We start from the raw sequence: 17,522 nt of genomic DNA, 5'->3' as shown, positions 1-17,522 counted from the left end.
GTTGTAACTACTTTGTTAATTTGCTATGTTTATTAACATGAGTTAAGATTTTTAGGAATACTAAAATGCTAAGATTTTTTAAGCGAGAAAAAAATACTGAATCCTTAGATAAGGATATAGATTGGAATTCAAACCGCTACAGCACAGTTGTTGCTCAAAGGAATATTCTACTTTTATTTGCATTAATATTATTAGCAACGATCTCTATCAGCATATTAGTCATATTTAAAATTAGCACAAGTAGCACTATTGAGCCATTTGTTATAGAAATTGACAAGAAATCGGGAATAGTGCAATTAGTTGATCCTGTCACAGTAAAGCAGTATTCTGCAGATGAAGCGCTAAACGATTATTTTATTTCAGAGTATATAAAAGCAAGGGAGGTTTTTGATCCATATCATTATAATTATAACTATTATACAAAGGTGAGGTTGTTTTCCTCACCTAATGTGTATAATGAATTTAGAAATTATATAGGATCGCAGAATATGGATGATCTTTTTAATTTATATTCAGATACCAAAAGTGAATTTAAAATTCGCTCAATTCAAAAATTGGGTAACGATGCTCTTCAGGTGAGATTTTTTGTGGAATTTACACGGAAAGATGGAAGTTCCACAAGAAAAAACAAGATAGTTATTATGTCATATAGGTATGCATCGCTTGAAATGGATGATCAGCAAAGATATATTAACCCATTAGGATTTCAAGTTATTTCATATAGAGTAGATGATGAATATGTATAGGATATTATTAGTTTTAGCTTTACTTGTCAGTGGCAATTTAAACGCATCCATTAATTATAATGAGCCTATTTCTGTAGATAGTAGAATAAAGACTTTTGTGTATAGCCCTAATGAAGTATTTACGGTGGTTTTTAGTCAGGGTTACTATTCTTATATTGAATTTGCGGAAGGAGAAAAAGTTAAAAATATCGCTGTTGGTGATGCATCAAGTTGGAAAATTAATCCTTATGACAATAAATTGCTTATCATGCCATTTGAAGTTAGTAGTCGCACTAACATGATTATTACGACAACTAAAAAAAGAAATTACATTTTTGATTTAATCTCAAGGCCAAACTACGATAAATACCCGGATACTGATGCTAAGAAAGTGGATCACGATTATTCTGCTGAAAAGGATATATCTTACGTAGTACGTTTTTATTATCCTCAAGAAGAAGGTGAATTTGATGTTGATTTAGATGAGGTTTCTTTACCTACTCAAATGCAATATACTACAGACAAGCCAGAAAAAATAATACAAGAAAATGATACGAAGTACAATTATACATATATTGATGAAGGTGGTAATGCGGATATAGTTCCGATTGAGCTATTTGATGATGGTTATTTAACCTATTTAAAATTTAGAAATAATAATAAAATACCTCAGATTTTTGTAGAAGAGGAGGATAAACCTTGTAAAAGGCTGTTATTTGATGATTATGTTATAATAAAAGGAGTACATAAAAAGCTATTTATGCGTTATGAAGATGGTGAAGTTGAAATTATAAATAGGTCACTTTAGCTGTGGTACATGCAATATGAATAAAGAAAGGCGTAACAATTCAGAAGATGAATCAGAAATAGAGAATAAGGTAGTAACAGTTGGCTCTAATCAAGGTCATAGGGCATTGATGGTCATTATTTTAGTGCTTCTGGCTGGTGGAGTGTATTATCTCTATTTTAGTCCTTCTCATAAAGAGGGTTCAGAAGTTATTAAAAAAGAGGAAACAAAGCAAAACGTTCAAGAATTGAAAGAAAAGTTGGAACAAGTTCCAGATAATGTAATGGTTCCTGAAAGAATAATAACTGATCCCTTACCACCCTTACCTCCTCTTCCTACACCACTAATCATACCAGAAATAAAACAAATTAGAAAAGAAGAAGTGATGAAAAAAGAAGAAGAGAAACCAAAAGAAACTCCTGTGTCAAATATACCTATTTTGCCAAAGCAAAATTTTCCTTCTAGTAATGTTATGGGCAATTTACCTACCTCATTTCCTACAATAGGGGGTGGCGGTTATCCTAGAGACAGACGTAGTGCACAAATGTTAACAATTTCAGGTGGTAGTGGAGAGAACAAGGCTGCTGATGCTATTTTATCCGACACTTCGGCACAATCGAGCAAAGCTACCAGGGTAGGAAAGCTTGGTTTAATGATTACTCAAGGTAAAATTATTGATGCTGTTCTTGAAACTGCAATAAACTCTGATCTGCAAGGAATGCTGCGTGCTATGGTGAGTAGAGATGTTTATGCAGAAACTGGTGATACAGTTTTAATACCTAAAGGCTCAAGATTGATAGGTAGTTATTCATTTGACTCGAATGTTGCAAGAGCTCGTGTAAATATAAACTGGAGTAGGGTCATTCTTCCTCATGGAATAGATATTGCTATTTCATCACTTGGTACGGATGAACTTGGCAGAGCAGGAATAGCTGGAATAGTTGATAACAAAATAGTAAGTGCGTTATTCTCTTCAGTGGCACTTGCTGGTGTTTCAATTGGTTCAGCTGTTGTAGGTCAAAAGGCTTCTAATCTTATTGATACGCTAACTGCTATGGATGCGGTGAGATCCATCACTGCAACTGAAATAGATATTTCTTCTCTCAAAGGGGCTATTGTTGAGAGATTGGAGGATGCTATAAAAACTGAAGTTGGGAAGGTAGGAGACGAAAAATGGAAATTGGGTCTTAGGGCTATTGAAAAAATTCGGAATGCTAAAAGTGATCAGGATTTACTGAGAATAATAAAGGAAGAAATAGTAAGTGTGATAAAAAGTTCTGGAGCTAGTGGAGTTGATGCAATTACTAGTGACAATATCGGTATAACTTTAGACGATGTACGTCAACTGTTGAGGCAAACTCAGAAAAGAAGCAAGTCTGTTTATGATGAAGCAATTGGGAAATCAATCGAGGATTTTTCTAAAGATATGCGAGATATAGTGGGCAGATATACAGATAAAAAACCAACTATTTATGTCGATCAAGGCACCGCATTGAAAGTATTTGTTAACCAAGATATAGTATTTCCTTCACAGGCAATATTAAATCAATGAAATGAATTATGCTGCACTTGATACATATTTGGAGCCATTACAAGGCATATTTCAAGAAGAAGGCGTAAATGAAATATCAATAAATAAGCCAAAGGAAGTATGGATTGAAAATCGCGGTGAAATAAGGTGTGAAAAATTAGAAGTATTCGATCTTAACCATTTGAAATCTCTTGGCAGACTGATTGCTCAAGCTACAGAACAAAAACTTAGCGAAGAAGCACCTTTACTTTCGGCAACATTACCAAATGGTTATCGTATACAGATAGTATTTCCACCAGCATGTGAACCTGATAAAGTAGTCATGTCGATTCGTAAGCCTTCTAGCATGCAATTAGCACTCGATGATTACAAAAAAATGGGGGCTTTTTCTGAAACTGTTACAGAAGCAGCTGATAATCCAGTTGACCGTCATTTGGATTTACTGTTAAGGCAAAAAAAAATAAAAGAGTTTTTAGAATACGCTGTAATAAGTAAGAAAAATATTATAATTAGCGGTGGAACTTCCACTGGTAAGACTACTTTTACTAATGCTACTTTGCGTGCTATTCCAACTGAGGAAAGAATTATTACTGTTGAGGATGCAAGGGAAATCGTTTTGAACGATCATCCAAATAGAGTGCATCTGATTGCCTCCAAAGGAGGGCAGGGCAGAGCAAAAGTAACCTCTCAAGATTTGATAGAGGCGTGCTTACGTTTAAGGCCAGACAGAATAATAGTTGGTGAGCTCCGTGGAGCAGAAGCTTTTAGTTTTCTTAGGGCGATAAATACTGGTCACCCTGGATCAATATCAACCCTTCATGCGGATAGTCCAAAAATGGCCCTTGAGCAAATAAAATTGATGGTTATGCAGGCAAATCTTGGCATTCCTCCAGACCAAATTATACCATACATTAGAAATGTGATTGATATTGTTATTCAGCTAAAAAGAACCGGTGGGGGCAAAAGAAGCATTTCTGAGATATTATTTACTAGATCTGCGAGCGAAAATGCTTAAATTTATACATAAGTTAAAAAAGAGTAGTTTATGAGTAATGGAAATCACCTACGTAATATTCTCATAGGAGGTGTAGTAGCTTTTAGCGTACTTGAGTTTTGCTTCTATCTATCTGGTATATTGTTCTTTCTATTAGTTGACGGTCCGGATGCTGTGGATTTTAAGGCAATCAATCCTAGTTTGACGCCTTTCCCTCAAGCTCTTTGGCCAACGATTTTTGATCATATACAATATTGTTGGCATCATCCAGAGTTATATAGCCTTGAGCTCAAAATCAAATTAATTATATCTTTTGCACTGCCTATCATTGTTTTAATGATTATCTTATGGAATTTAAGAGAAAGGATAATTGAGTGGCGACCATTTAAAAAGAAAGAATCACTTCATGGAGATTCGCAGTGGGCATCAGAGAAAGACATACGAAAAGCAGGATTAAGAAGCAAAAAGGGATTATTGCTTGGTAAAGATAAAAGAGGATACTTTATTGCTGATGGGTTTCAGCATGCATTGTTATTTGCACCTACAGGTTCTGGTAAGGGTGTTGGCTTTGTAATTCCTAATTTATTATTTTGGACTGACTCGGTGATTGTACACGACATAAAATTAGAAAACTATGAAATAACAAGTGGTTGGCGAGAACGACAAGGACAAAAAGTATACGTATGGAATCCAGCGCAGCCAGATGGAATAAGTCACTGTTACAATCCATTACAATGGATTAGTAAAAAACCTGGGCAGATGGTTGACGATGTGCAAAAAATAGCTAACCTCATCATGCCTGAACAAGACTTTTGGCAAAATGAAGCAAGAAGCTTATTTGTTGGAGTGGTGTTATACTTACTTGCTGCACCAGAGAAAGTTAAATCTTTTGGTGAAGTTGTGCGTACGATGCGTAGTGATGACGTAGTTTATAATCTTGCTGTTGCTCTTGATACAATGGGTAAAATAATACACCCTGTAGCATATATGAATATTGCAGCTTTTTTACAAAAAGCTGATAAAGAAAGGTCGGGTGTTGTATCAACTATGAACTCATCGCTTGAATTGTGGGCAAACCCATTGATTGATACTGCAACTGCGTCAAGTGATTTTAATATTTTAGATTTTAAAAAGAAGAAAACTACAGTTTATGTTGGTTTAACTCCTGACAACTTGACTAGGCTCAGGCCTTTAATGCAGGTTTTTTACCAACAGGCAACTGAGTTTTTATGTAGAAAATTGCCATCGGATGACGAGCCTTATGGAGTATTGTTTTTAATGGATGAGTTTCCTACACTTGGAAAAATGGAGCAATTTCAAACAGGTATTGCATATTTTCGTGGTTATCGAGTTAGGTTATTCTTAATTGTTCAAGATACTGAGCAGCTCAAAGGAATATACGAAGAAGCAGGAATGAACTCCTTTTTGTCAAACTCGACTTACAGAATAACTTTTGCAGCCAATAATATTGAAACAGCTAATTTAATATCGCAACTTATAGGAAACAAAACTGTACAACAAGAATCGTTGAATAAGCCTAAATTTTTAGATTTAAATCCTGCTTCAAGGTCATTACATATCTCTGAAACACAGAGAGCATTGCTATTGCCTCAAGAAGTTATTATGTTGCCACGCGACGATCAGATAATTTTAATAGAGTCGACTTACCCAATTAAATCAAAGAAAATTTTGTACTATAGTGATAGCACCTTCACAAAAAGACTACTCAAGCAAACTCGTGTGCCTACACAAGAACCATATGACCCAAACAAAGTTCTTTCTGCCGCTGCAAGCAAAGATAAGGTTAATAACGAGGGGAATAATGCTATTGAAGGGCCTAGCGCTGCTGATTATCCTGCTGAAACTAAAACAGAAGATGCAGTATATGATGAATCAGATGAATTTGCAGACGAAGATATTGATGATGAAGATATTGACGATAAGTTTGAAGAAGATGATGATGGGTTTGATGACGAGGAAGATGATGATGGATTTGAAGGTGATGATAAGCTTAAAGAGGAGGAAGATGATGGGTTTGATGACGAAGAAGAGGAGGATGAATTTGAAGATGAGGATATTGACGATAAATTAAAAAATGACGAGAAGTAAGGTTAACTTTGCCTATTTTTAGCTCAGAAAAGTGCAAGTTATGCAAATAATTAGGTTTTTCATATTAAGCCATTTTTAATTAATTAGTATTAGATTAGCTATTTTAACTAGGGGAGTAGTAATGATTAATAAAAAAACGTTAGCAGTTACAGCACTTGCTTTGTTGTTATCACAACAATCTTTTGCAAGTGAAACAGAAGGGTTTTACTTTGGCAGTGGGTATTACGGTCAATATTTAAATTACATGGGTGAGTTGAAAGCAAAAATTGGAGATACTGCTGCTACAGCTGCCAATAAGGTATCTGTAAATGACAGGAATGCTCAGAATACAGAAGGTCAGTCACTAAGTAAGTATAAAGGAGATTATAATCCACCTTTTGCTGCAAATGTAGCATTGGGTTATACAGGGGAATTGAATGGCAATAGCTACAGAGCTGAATTGGAAGGAATGTATTCTTCTGTAAAAGTGGATAATATTGGTTTAACAAGCGGCCAGATGACAATATCCTACACAAAGGATAAAGCTAACCCAGAAGAGAGCTATGGAGCAATAGTCAATCATGACCAAATTGAGAACATATCTGTAATGGCAAATGTTTATCATCATTGGAAAAGTGACCGTTTCTCTTTTTCTCCTTATGTTGGGGTTGGAGTCGGTGCAACAAGAATGACAATGTTTGAAAAATCGTCAATAAGACCCGCAGGTCAATTAAAAGCTGGCCTTGATTATCGCATAAACGAAGATGTAAATATGCATATTGGATATAGAGGTTTTGGTGCTATTGGTAGCAGTGAGTGCAAACTAGAAACCTTAAAGTGGGATCCCAATTTTGATAATGGCGCAGGTAAGTTAAAAGGTAGAATGGCTAAACAAACAGTTGCTAGTCCAGTATCTACTACCATAGAGAACAGCTTTTTTCATACACACGGCATAGAGGTTGGTCTTACTTTCCACTTTGCCAGCAAAGCTTAAACATGTTGCCCTTTTAAAAAATGCATAAAACCGTTCCTGTCATCCTATGGCTTGACCATAGGATCTAGTTAAATATAGATCCAAGTAGTCACGCTACTTGGATGACGAGGTAGAGGGTACTGGGATGACATAGGATAATATGGGATGAAGGAAGAAAACATTAGCTATGTTTTTTGCACAACAATGCACCTCTTCATTCCTGCCAAATCATGTACATATTCCTGAAAAGCTAATTTGTATGGGGGTATTATTTTGTCAATATCATTTTGATCTTCACCTATCTCCAATATTGCAAACCCATTTTTTTTAAGGCACCTCCTTAATATTGGAAAAATGCTCAAGTAACAGTTTAAACCATCAATTCCACCATCAAGAGCAATTCTTGGTTCCTTTTGCACTTCGGCTTGCAGGTCTTTCAATTTGCTTCTTTTAATATATGGAGGATTACTGATTATAAGATCGAATGAACCTCTGCACTCTGTCCATGAGCTTGGAAATATTTTGGCTCTGCTGAGAAGATCATGTTTCTTTGTGTTCTGACAGGCAACTTTGTATGCTTCCAAGCTTTCTTCAAAACCGACGCCAACAGCATATTCATACTCACTAAGTACGGATATCAATAAACAACCTGTGCCTGTACCAAAATCTGCAATTTTTAGTCTCTGCTTTTTATTTGGGTAATATTTTAACACCGTTGAGATTAGTGTTTCACTATCTGGTCTTGGATCCAAAACATGCTGGTTAACTATAAAATTTTTACTCCAGAATTCACGATTACCTATTATTTGCGATATTGGATATCTTTCCGCTCTTTTTTTTGTTAATTTCCAAAATAAAAGTTCTTTGTCTCTTGGTACCTGATTAGTGTGATTCATAATTATGAATGATCTTTCCACTCCAAGTACGTGCTGCATGATGATTTCACAATCTAAATGTGGTGATTCAACTTTATGTGACGATAATAACTCCGATCCTTCTTGAATTAAAGTGCTGATTGTTTTCATTATTCTAAAAATGTGTTCCTTTCAGCCAAGAATAGCAATTCCGATTTAGGGTAGCTGCACTAAATCCAAGTGTCAAGCACTGGGATACTTAACCGTCATACCGCCGCGGCGCTAACACGTAGCGGAATGACGGTTGTCGGTAAATCTTTTAGCTATAGAAGTTAACTTTGCAGTTAACTTCTATAGCGTTTCAAGGTATAGTTTTTATAATAAAGTGTTCGAGTATACATGAAAACCATTTTAGCTGTTGAAACAAGCTGCGACGAAACTGCAGTAGCGATTGTAAATAGTGAAAAGCAGGTCCTTGCTCACGAGATTCTTTCTCAAACAGAACACAAAAAACGCGGTGGGGTGATCCCTGAAATAGCTTCACGTGCTCATATGGAGCATTTAAGTGGTCTAATAAAAAGCGCCGTGGAAAAATCTAACCTTAACTTTTGTGACCTCAATGCAATTGCAGCAACATCAGGACCAGGACTCATAGGTGGACTAATAGTTGGTACAATGATGGCTAAAGCAATTGCGCATGTAGCACAAAAACCGTTCATTGCAGTGAATCACTTAGAAGCGCATGCATTGGTTATTAGGTTACTGCATGAGGTAACATTTCCATTTTTAATCCTACTAATATCAGGTGGTCACTGTCAATTTTTAATTGCACAAGATGTAGGTAAATATATTAAACTTGGAGAAACACTTGATGATTCGTTAGGGGAAGCATTTGATAAAGTTGCTAAGATGCTGGGTTTAAGCTATCCCGGAGGGCCATTAATTGAAAAATTGGCTAAAAAAGGAGATAGTATAAGATTTAAGCTCCCAAGGGCAATGATAAAACGTTCTGGATGTAATTTTTCGTTTTCTGGAATCAAAACAGCAGTAAAAAACTTAGTGCAAGAACTTAAAATGAGCGAGCAAGATGTGTGTGATGTGTGTGCTTCGTTTCAAGAGTGTATTAGTGACATACTGCTGGACAGGGTTAGTAATGCGATCATTATGGCCGAATCTTTAAATATCAAAATCAATGACTTTGTGATTACCGGCGGAGTTGCAGCAAATAATTTCTTGAGAGAAAAATTAAAACAACACATAAACTTAAACATATTTTTTCCTCCCAACAACCTATGTACAGATAATGCAATAATGGTTGGATGGGCAGGAATTGAAAGGTTACAGAAGAATTATATAGATCCACTTAATTTTGCACCAAGGCCAAAGTGGGAATTGGAGAGTTATTAAAAACTCTCAATTCTGAATTATAGCTAAAGTGACTTAGGTTGACCGACAATTTGAAAAACCGTCATTCCGCTACGTGTTAGCGGAATCTACACCGCGAATGAATCTATAGCTGTACGAACATTGTGATTTGAGAACAATTTCCACAAGGGAAGATGTCATTCCAGTGCTTGGCACTGGGATAACAGCTACCCTGACAACCGTCATCCCGCTACGTGTTAGCGGAATCTCTTGTTAGCGCCGCTGCGGTATGACGTAGGATTACTGTCATTCCGCTGCTTGTTAGCGGATGAGATACCGCGGCGGTATGACGGTTTGCGGCTGCATGACGATGGTTTATACCTCGTCATCCCGCTGCTTGTTAGCGGGATCTCTTGTTAGCGCCGTGGCGGTATGACGTAGCTCAGCTATAGGCAATGAAGGAAATATTAACTATACTTCTTTTTACCATTGTTTATATTTCCTATTCACATATATTAATATTTTACTCACTTAAAGCAGGCTAACTGCCATTATTAATATTTTTGTAATAAAAATTGTATATGGTGCATGTAATCAAATTAAGAGGAAGATTGTGGAAATTACGCCATCAATAAAAAAAGAATTGAAGCAAAGTACTCTATATATTTGCCTAGAAAAATGCAAAAGTGCATTTTGGTTCATCTTTTGGTTTAGTGCGGGAATCAATTTATTAATGTTATTCCTACCACTTTATACCTCTCAAGTGCTTGATCGAGTGATATCAAGCGAAAGTGTGTCAACACTAACTATGCTGACAATTATCACTTTATCTGCGTTTGCATGTTCTGCAATGCTTGAAACTTGTCGATATTTAGCCATGGCAAAAATAGGTGATTGGATCGATAAAACTGCAACACCAGATCTGATAGTAAGGTCAATCAGGCTAACGTCAGTGCAGAGCTCAACTTCAAGTGGTGAAGCAATACGAGATCTCGGGGTAATAAAAAATTTCATTACAGGAAATGGTATATTCTCACTGTTTGATACTCCATGGTCGTTAATTTACCTTGTTGTGATTTTCATGATACACACTTCCACGGGGTTTATAGCTATTGCTGGAATTATTATATTAGTCTCTATGGCAATATGGAATGAACTTGCCACTAAACGAATATTACAAGAAACCAACGAAGAAACTATACGGAATATCAATGCTATAGATGTTGCAACAAGAAATGCAGAAGTAGTTGAAGCTATGGGCATGTCAGAGTTCATAGTCTCTGATTGGTGTAAACGAAATGATCAAAATCGAGCAATGCAAATTAAAGCACAAAATCGTTCTAATGTAATTACTGGAATCACTAAGTTTTTGCGCTCAACTCTGCAAATATCAGTAATTGGAACAGGTGCATTACTTGCAATTACAGCTCATAAAACTGCTGGTAGCATCATCGCTGCTTCAATTTTAATGGGTAGAGTATTAGCACCATTTGACGCTGCGGTTCATACTTGGAAGTTTTTAAATCAGGCTAGAATGTCATATGGAAGGCTACAAAGACTTATATTAACATCGCCAAAAAGAGAGCAAACGATGGCTCTACCAGAACCTGAAGGAAAATTGGAATTTGATAGAGTATTTTTTACTCCTTATGGAAGCAATAAGCCGACAGTAAAAGGAATATCATTTGTAATAGAACCAGGGGACGTAGTTGGTGTGATTGGTGCAAGTGCTTCTGGTAAATCCACTATCGCAAAATTAACTGTTGGTGTATGGAAGCCAATATCTGGTGTAGTAAGACTAGATGGCGCTGATGTATACACTTGGAATCGGGAAAATTTTGGCAATTATGTTGGTTACTTACCTCAAGATATTGAGTTATTTAACACTAGTGTTAAAGCTAATATTGCTCGCATGAGACCAGATCCAAATCCTGAAGAAATAATCAAAGCAGCACAAATTGCAGGAATACATGAACTAATACTAAGCTTACCAAATGGATATGATACAACAATAGGAGGGCCTGGAGGAGTGACGCTCTCTGGTGGGCAAAAACAACTTCTCGGCCTTGCAAGAGCTTTTTATGGAAATACAAAGCTTTTGGTGCTTGATGAGCCAAATGCCAACCTAGATAGTAATGGGGAAGCGTGCTTAATTAATGCAATCAATGTTGCAAGAAAGCAAAATACTACCACTGTCATCATCACTCATAAGCTACCTCTGCTGTCCGTAGTTGATAAAGTGATTCTCATGTCAGATGGTGTCATTTATGCTATGGGACCAAAAGATGAGATTTTGAGCAAATTAGTTGCTCCATCATCAAGTACCACAAAAGATGAGCGTTCTTCAGCAAATGGTTAGTTCTAAATTCTGTATCTGAAATAACAACTGTTCCAGTATTACTAGAAATGTTTACCATTAGAAATGATATTACAAGAATAGTAAATAGACTAATAACTCCTATTAATTAAAGTTAATCGGCAGATAGTGTATATTTCTAATTAATTTAATCTATTACCTAAATAGCTTAATATTAGTAGTAATTTTGTGAAAAAATTATAATATAAATAATGTTGCTGCGAAAATTTATAACAATATTTCCCTCTAACGTTTAATGAATTTCAATAAATTGCCTTTTTAATTCTAGATAAGTATACGTTTTGTTAATATGTTTAGTTCAAAATCCAAAAGTAAGTTTATGCTTTCTATTGGAGAAGAAGGCATAATGTTACTATATTTTAAAAATAACACTTTAAATAAAAGGTATTTTGTTAAGGGCAAAAACGATAAAGCAGTTTCCGATTTAATTTCATGTCTTTCGTCAGATAAAAAAGCACCTTTATACCTGGTGCTTAATCATGCAGATCAAAATTACTCGCTACAGTTTATTACAAGGGCAAACAAGATTAGTGCCTATCTATCAGCAAAAACAAAGATGGAGCATTTTTCTCGTAATAATGACATAAGTTCAGTTTTTTTGGTTGAGAAGCCAAACAAATTCAATCAAAACTGGTGCTATCTTCTTGTTTCATCAAAAGCAAAGCATTTAGTAGAATATTGGTTGAATGTGTTTGTTGAGATAGGCTCCAACTTTAAGGGAATATTAATGTTTCCTATAGAAATAAGTAATATAACAAAAAAGATTCTACATAAAGATCCTAATAATTGGAAAATTATAGTTGCTGCAACTAAAACGGGAGGCTATAGACAAGTGGTTCTTAAAGAGAATAAAATGATATTTACGCGTTTAGTACCATTTACTAATGATAATTTACCAGGAATTATTGCTGGTGGAATATATCAGGAAGTGCAAGATACTATTCGATCCTTAACTAAGTTTGGGTTTGAAAAAAATAACCCTATCGACCTTTGCATCATAGTGTCAGAAGATATTAAAGCTAGTTTATCAGTCATAAATTTTTCAGAGAACAGTGTGAACATATTAACTCCATATGAGTTAGGCAAACTATTAGGAGCAGAACTAGCTATAAGTGAAAAAGATAACTTTTGCGATACCATAATTTTGTTTCATAGCTTTAAGAATAAATTAGCAGCTATTTTTAATACAAAGGAAACTAAAGAATTTTATCTATTCAATTATCTTTATTTAAACTCTCCTCAAATTTTTCTATACTTCGCTTTGGTTTTAGTTGTAATTAACGCCCTTTGTTTGCTAAATTTGTATTCAAACTTCAGTGTCGCTAATAATTTATCTGCAAAGCAGAGCACCTTAAATAACCAATTAACAAAACTTAGCCAAAGCTATAATGTAAAAAAAATAGATGAAATTTATGATTTTATTAATATCAATAATATTTTATCAAAAATAGAATACTCTCCTCTTACACAAGTTAAGTATGTAGAAAAGTTAAAAATACCAGGTATAGAGCTTCGATCATTTGAATGGAATTATAATGAGGCAAAAAGTTATATTACCACAACTTTAAAGTTTAATTTTCAATCCGGTAAAAATATTTCTCATCAATACGAGAAACTACGAAAAAATTTAAACGATAATTTTCGTACCTATGACATTAATATTTCTAGCTTACCTGCTGCTAAAGAGCAAAATCTATCTATTGATGTTGAAATAGGAGAGGCAATGTAGATTAATGACTATCTCTCAATTAAAAAGAAAAGCTACAATTCAGTTTATATCGTATTTGTTATTATCTGTTGGATTAATAGGGTTATTAACATATGTTGTTATCTATAACGAAAAGATTTATAATAAAAACCAAATTGCGATTGATAAAATACGTTCTATTAATTTACAGATTACTGGAATTCAAAAAAAGGAAGTTGTTCTAAATAAAAACCTAGATTTATGGAGAAAAATTTCCTCTTCAAATTTACACAGTAGCAGATACATTGCAAATTTAAATTTCGAGCTTAGCAGGTTATATAAAAAGTACTATATATTAGAACCTGAAATATCAATTTCTATACCCGAAGAAGTTGAGCTCTACAACAAAAGTGAACGCACAAAAGTAATAAAAAGTGAAGTGGTCCTAAATTTAAGTTCAATCAGCGATAAGCATATTTTTTTATTTCTACAGTCTATTCCAAATCTGCCCGGTTATGTTATGATCAAATCTCTTATTTTAAACAAGCAGAGAAATATTGATGATGCAACTATGAATCAAATTTTGAATGGTAATATGATAGAGATAGTGAGAGTTAATATAGTCTTTGATTGGTATACTATATTAAGTAGATAAGGTGATGAACATAAAGCTGTTTTTTATTTTTACGCTACTCATTTCCAATGTTAATGCATATTGCAGTTGTGAAGATATCATAGAAAGCATAGAAATTTGTAAGGAGTATTCTTGCCGACAATATATTGGCAATGAAGATTTTATTGAGCATAAAATATTAGGATTAAATAGTGGAAATTTATGCGTATATATAGAAAAACAAGGTGATGATGAAATGGTTTGTCATCATTCTCAGTATGGAATGATGATAGAAAAAAGATATTTTGAAAGTATTCTTAAAGTTGGCAATCAAGAAATCGATGATTTTATTGATATAGCAAATCTGCGTGCAAAAGAGTGTTTCTTTATTAACAATCAAAAACTAAGCTATACAGATCGGGACGATATAATAAGAGAAGCAGTGGAAAGTGACTTTGACGTTTTGTCACAATATAGTAACGTAAAAAGCATTTTTTTTGATGAAGAGCCAGTTAATAGAATAGTCAATGAAATGGAAAAGTTCAATTTACGGTCTTCAAGAGCTGCAAAAGAGGAGGTGTCAGATAATTTCAACTGTAAGGTAGTGAGTTTAGACTCAATTTTATATCTTTCTCCCGATACATGGAAAATATGGGTAAATGGAAAGCTGTTTATAAATACTAAGGACTTAAAGGTGCACTCAGTCACTGAAAATTGTGTGACTTTTGTATGGGCCGTAGATCAAAAAGCAATAAAAAAGCATGCGAATGATTCTCAAAATGTATATCTTGGACAGGAGAGTGTTATGTTTACGCTTTATCCAAAACAAAAATTTGACTTGGATAGCTTATCTATTAAATAATTTAGTACATAGCCAAAGTGACTTAGGTTTACCGACAATTTGAAAAACCGTCATCCCGCTGCTTGTTAGCTGATGAGATACCGTGAATGAATCCACAACTGTACGAACGTTGCAATGTGACACGATGTTGCATAATAAATGATGTCATTCCAGTGCTTGACACTGGAATCCAGCTTTTTTGTAATTTTATTGAAAATGTTGTATAGTCGTTTGTTTACAATCAATTTTTCTGGATCCCAGTGTCAAGCACTGGGATGACATCTTTGTGTTTGAGGCAAAACCTGCTATAACATTTAACACACTGCTTTCACAAACGAATGTTCGTACAGTTGTGGAATGAATCGCGGTATGACGGTCCGCTACGTGTTAGCGGGATCTAGAGATACCGCAGGTGGGTAGCTATACATGCGCTTGTAGCTCAGTTGGATAGAGCGTTGCCCTCCGGAGGCAAAGGCCGTGGGTTCGAATCCCTCCAAGCGCACTTTTAATAAAATTTGACAATAGTACTTTCATATAAGATAATAAAGGGATTTATTTAGAACATAATTATGTCTGGTGGTACCATAAACAAAGTCATACTAGTTGGTAATTTAGGAAAAGATCCTGAAATTAGGACTACACAAAATGGAAAAGAAATGGCAAGTTTTTCAATAGCCACATCTGAAAGTTGGACTGACAAACTTTCCGGTATGCGCTCTGAAAAGACAGAATGGCATAATATTGTAATTTTTAGTGAAGGATTAGTAAAAATCGTCAAAGATTTTGCACGCAAAGGCAGTAAAGTTTATGTTGAAGGTTCTTTGAGAACTAGAAAATGGACTGACCAAAACGGTAGTGAAAGATACACAACAGAGGTGGTTCTATATAATTTTAATAGCGCTCTTACTCTCTTGGATTCACGAAATAGTGCGCCAAATCCTGATTACAAGCCAAGTGAATACAAACAAGGTGAAACAGAACAAAAAGATAAACACGAAAGTTTTGACAACGATATAAAAGATGAACTACTCGACGATGAAATACCATTTTAACAATTTAAATTGAAATCTACATTTTTATGGACTGCTTGTGTTACTCCTTTTAATTGCAATGGGGATAGCATAGATTATAGCAGTTTGCAGCGTTTACTGACAATGCAAGCTGAAGCTAAAAATGGTGTAGTGTTGCTAGGTAGCACAGGTGAAAGCCTATCGCTTACTGATTCTGAAAAACGTACATTAGTTGAATTTGTATGTAAGCTAAAATTAAATACGAAAATTATAATTGGCGTACCAGGGGTGAATCTATATCAAACTCTTGAATGGCTTGATTTTTGCAAGGATATGCCTATTCATGGCTATCTAATGACAACTCCCATTTATGCAAAGCCTGGTATCATGGGGCAGACTTTATGGTTTGAAAAGCTACTTGAAAAAGCACATGTGCCAGCTATGCTTTATAACATTCCATCGAGAGCAGGAGTCAGTCTTTACGCCGAAACTGTACGCAACTTATCCAGTCACGAAAAATTTTGGGCTATCAAAGATTCAAGTGGCACTGTTGATACTTTAACTCAGTATAAGAAAGTTGCACCAAATATTAAGGTCTTTTGCGGAGATGATAATATGATATCCGATATGGCTGCTCGTGGCGTAGCTGGTCTGGTTTCCGTTGCTGCCAATGTTTGGCCACGCATAGCGCATGAATACGTTAAGCAATGTCTGAACGACGAACTCTCTTCACTGTCATTCCAGCGCGTGACGCTGGAATCCAGAAGGAAACCTGTTCAAATGACAGGAAATGACATGAAAAGTTCAACAGATATCTGGCAACAAGCTTGCAAAGCTCTATTTACTGCCAGCAACCCAATACCTACTAAAGCACTTTTGCATGATATTGGTCTTATAGAACATCAAACTGTCCGCCTACCACTCAGCACAGAAGACTTGCCATCTGTTGAAACATTAAGGCAAGTGAATGCTTGGATGGAAAGAATTAGTTAGGAAGAACATAACTAGGGTTAGGAGAAGTATTATCAACTTTCACATCGCTGTCAACCGAGCTACCTGGTGGTGTTGGTGGAGAAGAAAAGCGTTCAGTTATTGCACTAAAAAGTGACATAATAACTTTGCATGCTACTGCAGCTAAGACGGCTATAGCTAGGGGCGATTCAAGGCCAAGGGCAGCTAAACCTGCTCCAACTCCAAAAGAAACAACAGCACCTGCTATAAGAGGTAAAATACACTTACTTAATTTATCAAACAATTCAGCTTTTTCATTTATCTTTTTTTGGTCATATATATTACAATATATTTTATCGAAAAAGGTTCTATCTATAAGTAATAAAATGCCAACAAGCGTACACACAGCTAGCGGGAGCATAGAGCCAATCATCCCCCCTGCGATCAAAGGCGGTAAACTAGGACAATATTTAAGAGCTATGGTACTAGCTATGAGTCCCAAAGACCCTATGGTTACTGCTGCATATGATGCAAACTTTTTTTGATCAGGCATAAATGTCCCCTTTATTAATTCTTTCATTATTGCATAATTTTGCAACCAAAGTCAATTACATAACTGAGGGTTTTTAATTGACTTTGAGCGCACTTCAGTCTATACAATCCTAATATCTTAAGCTATAAGACATGTCAGATCTATAGCTAAAGTGGATTAGGTTTACCTACAAT

The 17,522-nt window shown here is 35.2% G+C and carries 15 protein-coding genes and 1 tRNA gene; 14 read left to right on the top strand and 2 right to left on the bottom strand.

The features are described from left to right. The first annotated feature begins 65 nt into the window (after nt 1-65). The 6 genes from ACWHVF_RS00435 (at nt 66) to ACWHVF_RS00410 (ending at nt 7,119) form a co-directional block, all read left to right on the top strand. Nucleotides 66-746, top strand: a complete 681-nt coding sequence (locus ACWHVF_RS00435; RefSeq protein ID WP_064125073.1) for a virB8 family protein — start codon at nt 66-68, stop codon at nt 744-746. Beyond that, nucleotides 733-1,533, top strand: coding sequence for a P-type conjugative transfer protein VirB9 (gene virB9, locus ACWHVF_RS00430; RefSeq protein ID WP_179945573.1), 801 nt, complete (start codon nt 733-735; stop codon nt 1,531-1,533). The genes ACWHVF_RS00435 and virB9 overlap by 14 nt, the downstream gene beginning before the upstream one ends. 16 nt (nt 1,534-1,549) lie before the next feature. Further along, nucleotides 1,550-3,064, top strand: a complete 1,515-nt coding sequence (locus ACWHVF_RS00425; protein WP_064125074.1) for a TrbI/VirB10 family protein — start codon at nt 1,550-1,552, stop codon at nt 3,062-3,064. A gap of 1 nt (nt 3,065) precedes the next feature. Next, complete coding sequence (gene virB11, locus ACWHVF_RS00420; RefSeq protein ID WP_064125075.1) at nt 3,066-4,058, top strand: P-type DNA transfer ATPase VirB11; 993 nt, start codon at nt 3,066-3,068, stop codon at nt 4,056-4,058. A gap of 30 nt (nt 4,059-4,088) precedes the next feature. After that, nucleotides 4,089-6,146, top strand: coding sequence for a type IV secretory system conjugative DNA transfer family protein (locus tag ACWHVF_RS00415; protein ID WP_064125076.1), 2,058 nt, complete (start codon nt 4,089-4,091; stop codon nt 6,144-6,146). Between the two features lie 121 nt (nt 6,147-6,267). After that, nucleotides 6,268-7,119 carry a P44/Msp2 family outer membrane protein gene (locus tag ACWHVF_RS00410; protein ID WP_064125077.1) on the top strand — a complete coding sequence of 284 codons (852 nt, stop codon included), beginning with the start codon at nt 6,268-6,270 and terminating at the stop codon, nt 7,117-7,119. Between the two features lie 164 nt (nt 7,120-7,283). On the opposite strand, the gene prmC is transcribed toward ACWHVF_RS00410, so the two are convergent. Continuing rightward, nucleotides 7,284-8,123 (bottom strand): peptide chain release factor N(5)-glutamine methyltransferase, encoded by an 840-nt coding sequence (gene prmC / locus ACWHVF_RS00405; RefSeq protein ID WP_064125078.1) that lies wholly within the window; start codon nt 8,121-8,123, stop codon nt 7,284-7,286. A gap of 228 nt (nt 8,124-8,351) precedes the next feature. Here prmC and tsaD point away from each other — a divergent pair, with 228 nt between their 5' ends. The 8 genes from tsaD to dapA all read left to right on the top strand — a co-directional run bounded on the left by tsaD (nt 8,352) and on the right by dapA (nt 16,838). Beyond that, entirely contained in the window at nt 8,352-9,359 is a 1,008-nt protein-coding gene (gene tsaD / locus ACWHVF_RS00400) for a tRNA (adenosine(37)-N6)-threonylcarbamoyltransferase complex transferase subunit TsaD (protein ID WP_064125079.1), read from the top strand. 571 nt (nt 9,360-9,930) lie between these two features. Beyond that, nucleotides 9,931-11,676, top strand: coding sequence for a type I secretion system permease/ATPase (locus tag ACWHVF_RS00395; RefSeq protein WP_447933042.1), 1,746 nt, complete (start codon nt 9,931-9,933; stop codon nt 11,674-11,676). 307 nt (nt 11,677-11,983) lie between these two features. After that, the gene (locus ACWHVF_RS00390) at nt 11,984-13,423 is read left to right on the top strand and encodes a hypothetical protein (RefSeq protein WP_179945574.1); all 1,440 of its coding nucleotides are present in this window, start codon (nt 11,984-11,986) and stop codon (nt 13,421-13,423) included. Between the two features lie 4 nt (nt 13,424-13,427). Further along, complete coding sequence (locus tag ACWHVF_RS00385; protein ID WP_447933041.1) at nt 13,428-14,036, top strand: hypothetical protein; 609 nt, start codon at nt 13,428-13,430, stop codon at nt 14,034-14,036. A 4-nt stretch (nt 14,037-14,040) separates the two neighbouring features. Continuing rightward, nucleotides 14,041-14,856 (top strand): hypothetical protein, encoded by an 816-nt coding sequence (locus ACWHVF_RS00380; protein ID WP_064125082.1) that lies wholly within the window; start codon nt 14,041-14,043, stop codon nt 14,854-14,856. A 407-nt stretch (nt 14,857-15,263) separates the two neighbouring features. Next, nucleotides 15,264-15,337 (top strand) — tRNA-Arg (locus ACWHVF_RS00375). Nucleotides 15,338-15,404: 67 nt separating this feature from the next. Then, nucleotides 15,405-15,887 (top strand): single-stranded DNA-binding protein, encoded by a 483-nt coding sequence (gene ssb / locus ACWHVF_RS00370; protein WP_064125083.1) that lies wholly within the window; start codon nt 15,405-15,407, stop codon nt 15,885-15,887. Between the two features lie 9 nt (nt 15,888-15,896). Continuing rightward, complete coding sequence (gene dapA, locus ACWHVF_RS00365; RefSeq protein WP_447933040.1) at nt 15,897-16,838, top strand: 4-hydroxy-tetrahydrodipicolinate synthase; 942 nt, start codon at nt 15,897-15,899, stop codon at nt 16,836-16,838. Here dapA and ACWHVF_RS00360 read toward each other — a convergent pair. Further along, nucleotides 16,831-17,376 carry a hypothetical protein gene (locus tag ACWHVF_RS00360; RefSeq protein WP_064125085.1) on the bottom strand — a complete coding sequence of 182 codons (546 nt, stop codon included), beginning with the start codon at nt 17,374-17,376 and terminating at the stop codon, nt 16,831-16,833. The two genes, dapA and ACWHVF_RS00360, sit on opposite strands and share 8 nt — an antisense overlap. Between the last annotated feature and the right edge of the window lie 146 nt (nt 17,377-17,522).

It is taken from the genome of Wolbachia endosymbiont of Dactylopius coccus (genome assembly GCF_977011065.1).
The sequence above is the reverse complement of the archived record's forward strand: the minus strand, read 5'-3'. Positions and strand labels throughout refer to the sequence as shown.

Coding starts and splice junctions, on each gene's coding strand:
- ACWHVF_RS00435 (WP_064125073.1), top strand. CDS start 66: ATGCTAAGATTTTTTAAGCGAGAAAAAAATACTGAATCCTTAGATAAG.
- virB9 (WP_179945573.1), top strand. CDS start 733: ATGAATATGTATAGGATATTATTAGTTTTAGCTTTACTTGTCAGTGGC.
- ACWHVF_RS00425 (WP_064125074.1), top strand. CDS start 1,550: ATGAATAAAGAAAGGCGTAACAATTCAGAAGATGAATCAGAAATAGAG.
- virB11 (WP_064125075.1), top strand. CDS start 3,066: ATGAATTATGCTGCACTTGATACATATTTGGAGCCATTACAAGGCATA.
- ACWHVF_RS00415 (WP_064125076.1), top strand. CDS start 4,089: ATGAGTAATGGAAATCACCTACGTAATATTCTCATAGGAGGTGTAGTA.
- ACWHVF_RS00410 (WP_064125077.1), top strand. CDS start 6,268: ATGATTAATAAAAAAACGTTAGCAGTTACAGCACTTGCTTTGTTGTTA.
- prmC (WP_064125078.1), bottom strand. CDS start 8,123: ATGAAAACAATCAGCACTTTAATTCAAGAAGGATCGGAGTTATTATCG.
- tsaD (WP_064125079.1), top strand. CDS start 8,352: ATGAAAACCATTTTAGCTGTTGAAACAAGCTGCGACGAAACTGCAGTA.
- ACWHVF_RS00390 (WP_179945574.1), top strand. CDS start 11,984: ATGTTTAGTTCAAAATCCAAAAGTAAGTTTATGCTTTCTATTGGAGAA.
- ACWHVF_RS00385 (WP_447933041.1), top strand. CDS start 13,428: ATGACTATCTCTCAATTAAAAAGAAAAGCTACAATTCAGTTTATATCG.
- ACWHVF_RS00380 (WP_064125082.1), top strand. CDS start 14,041: ATGAACATAAAGCTGTTTTTTATTTTTACGCTACTCATTTCCAATGTT.
- ssb (WP_064125083.1), top strand. CDS start 15,405: ATGTCTGGTGGTACCATAAACAAAGTCATACTAGTTGGTAATTTAGGA.
- ACWHVF_RS00360 (WP_064125085.1), bottom strand. CDS start 17,376: ATGAAAGAATTAATAAAGGGGACATTTATGCCTGATCAAAAAAAGTTT.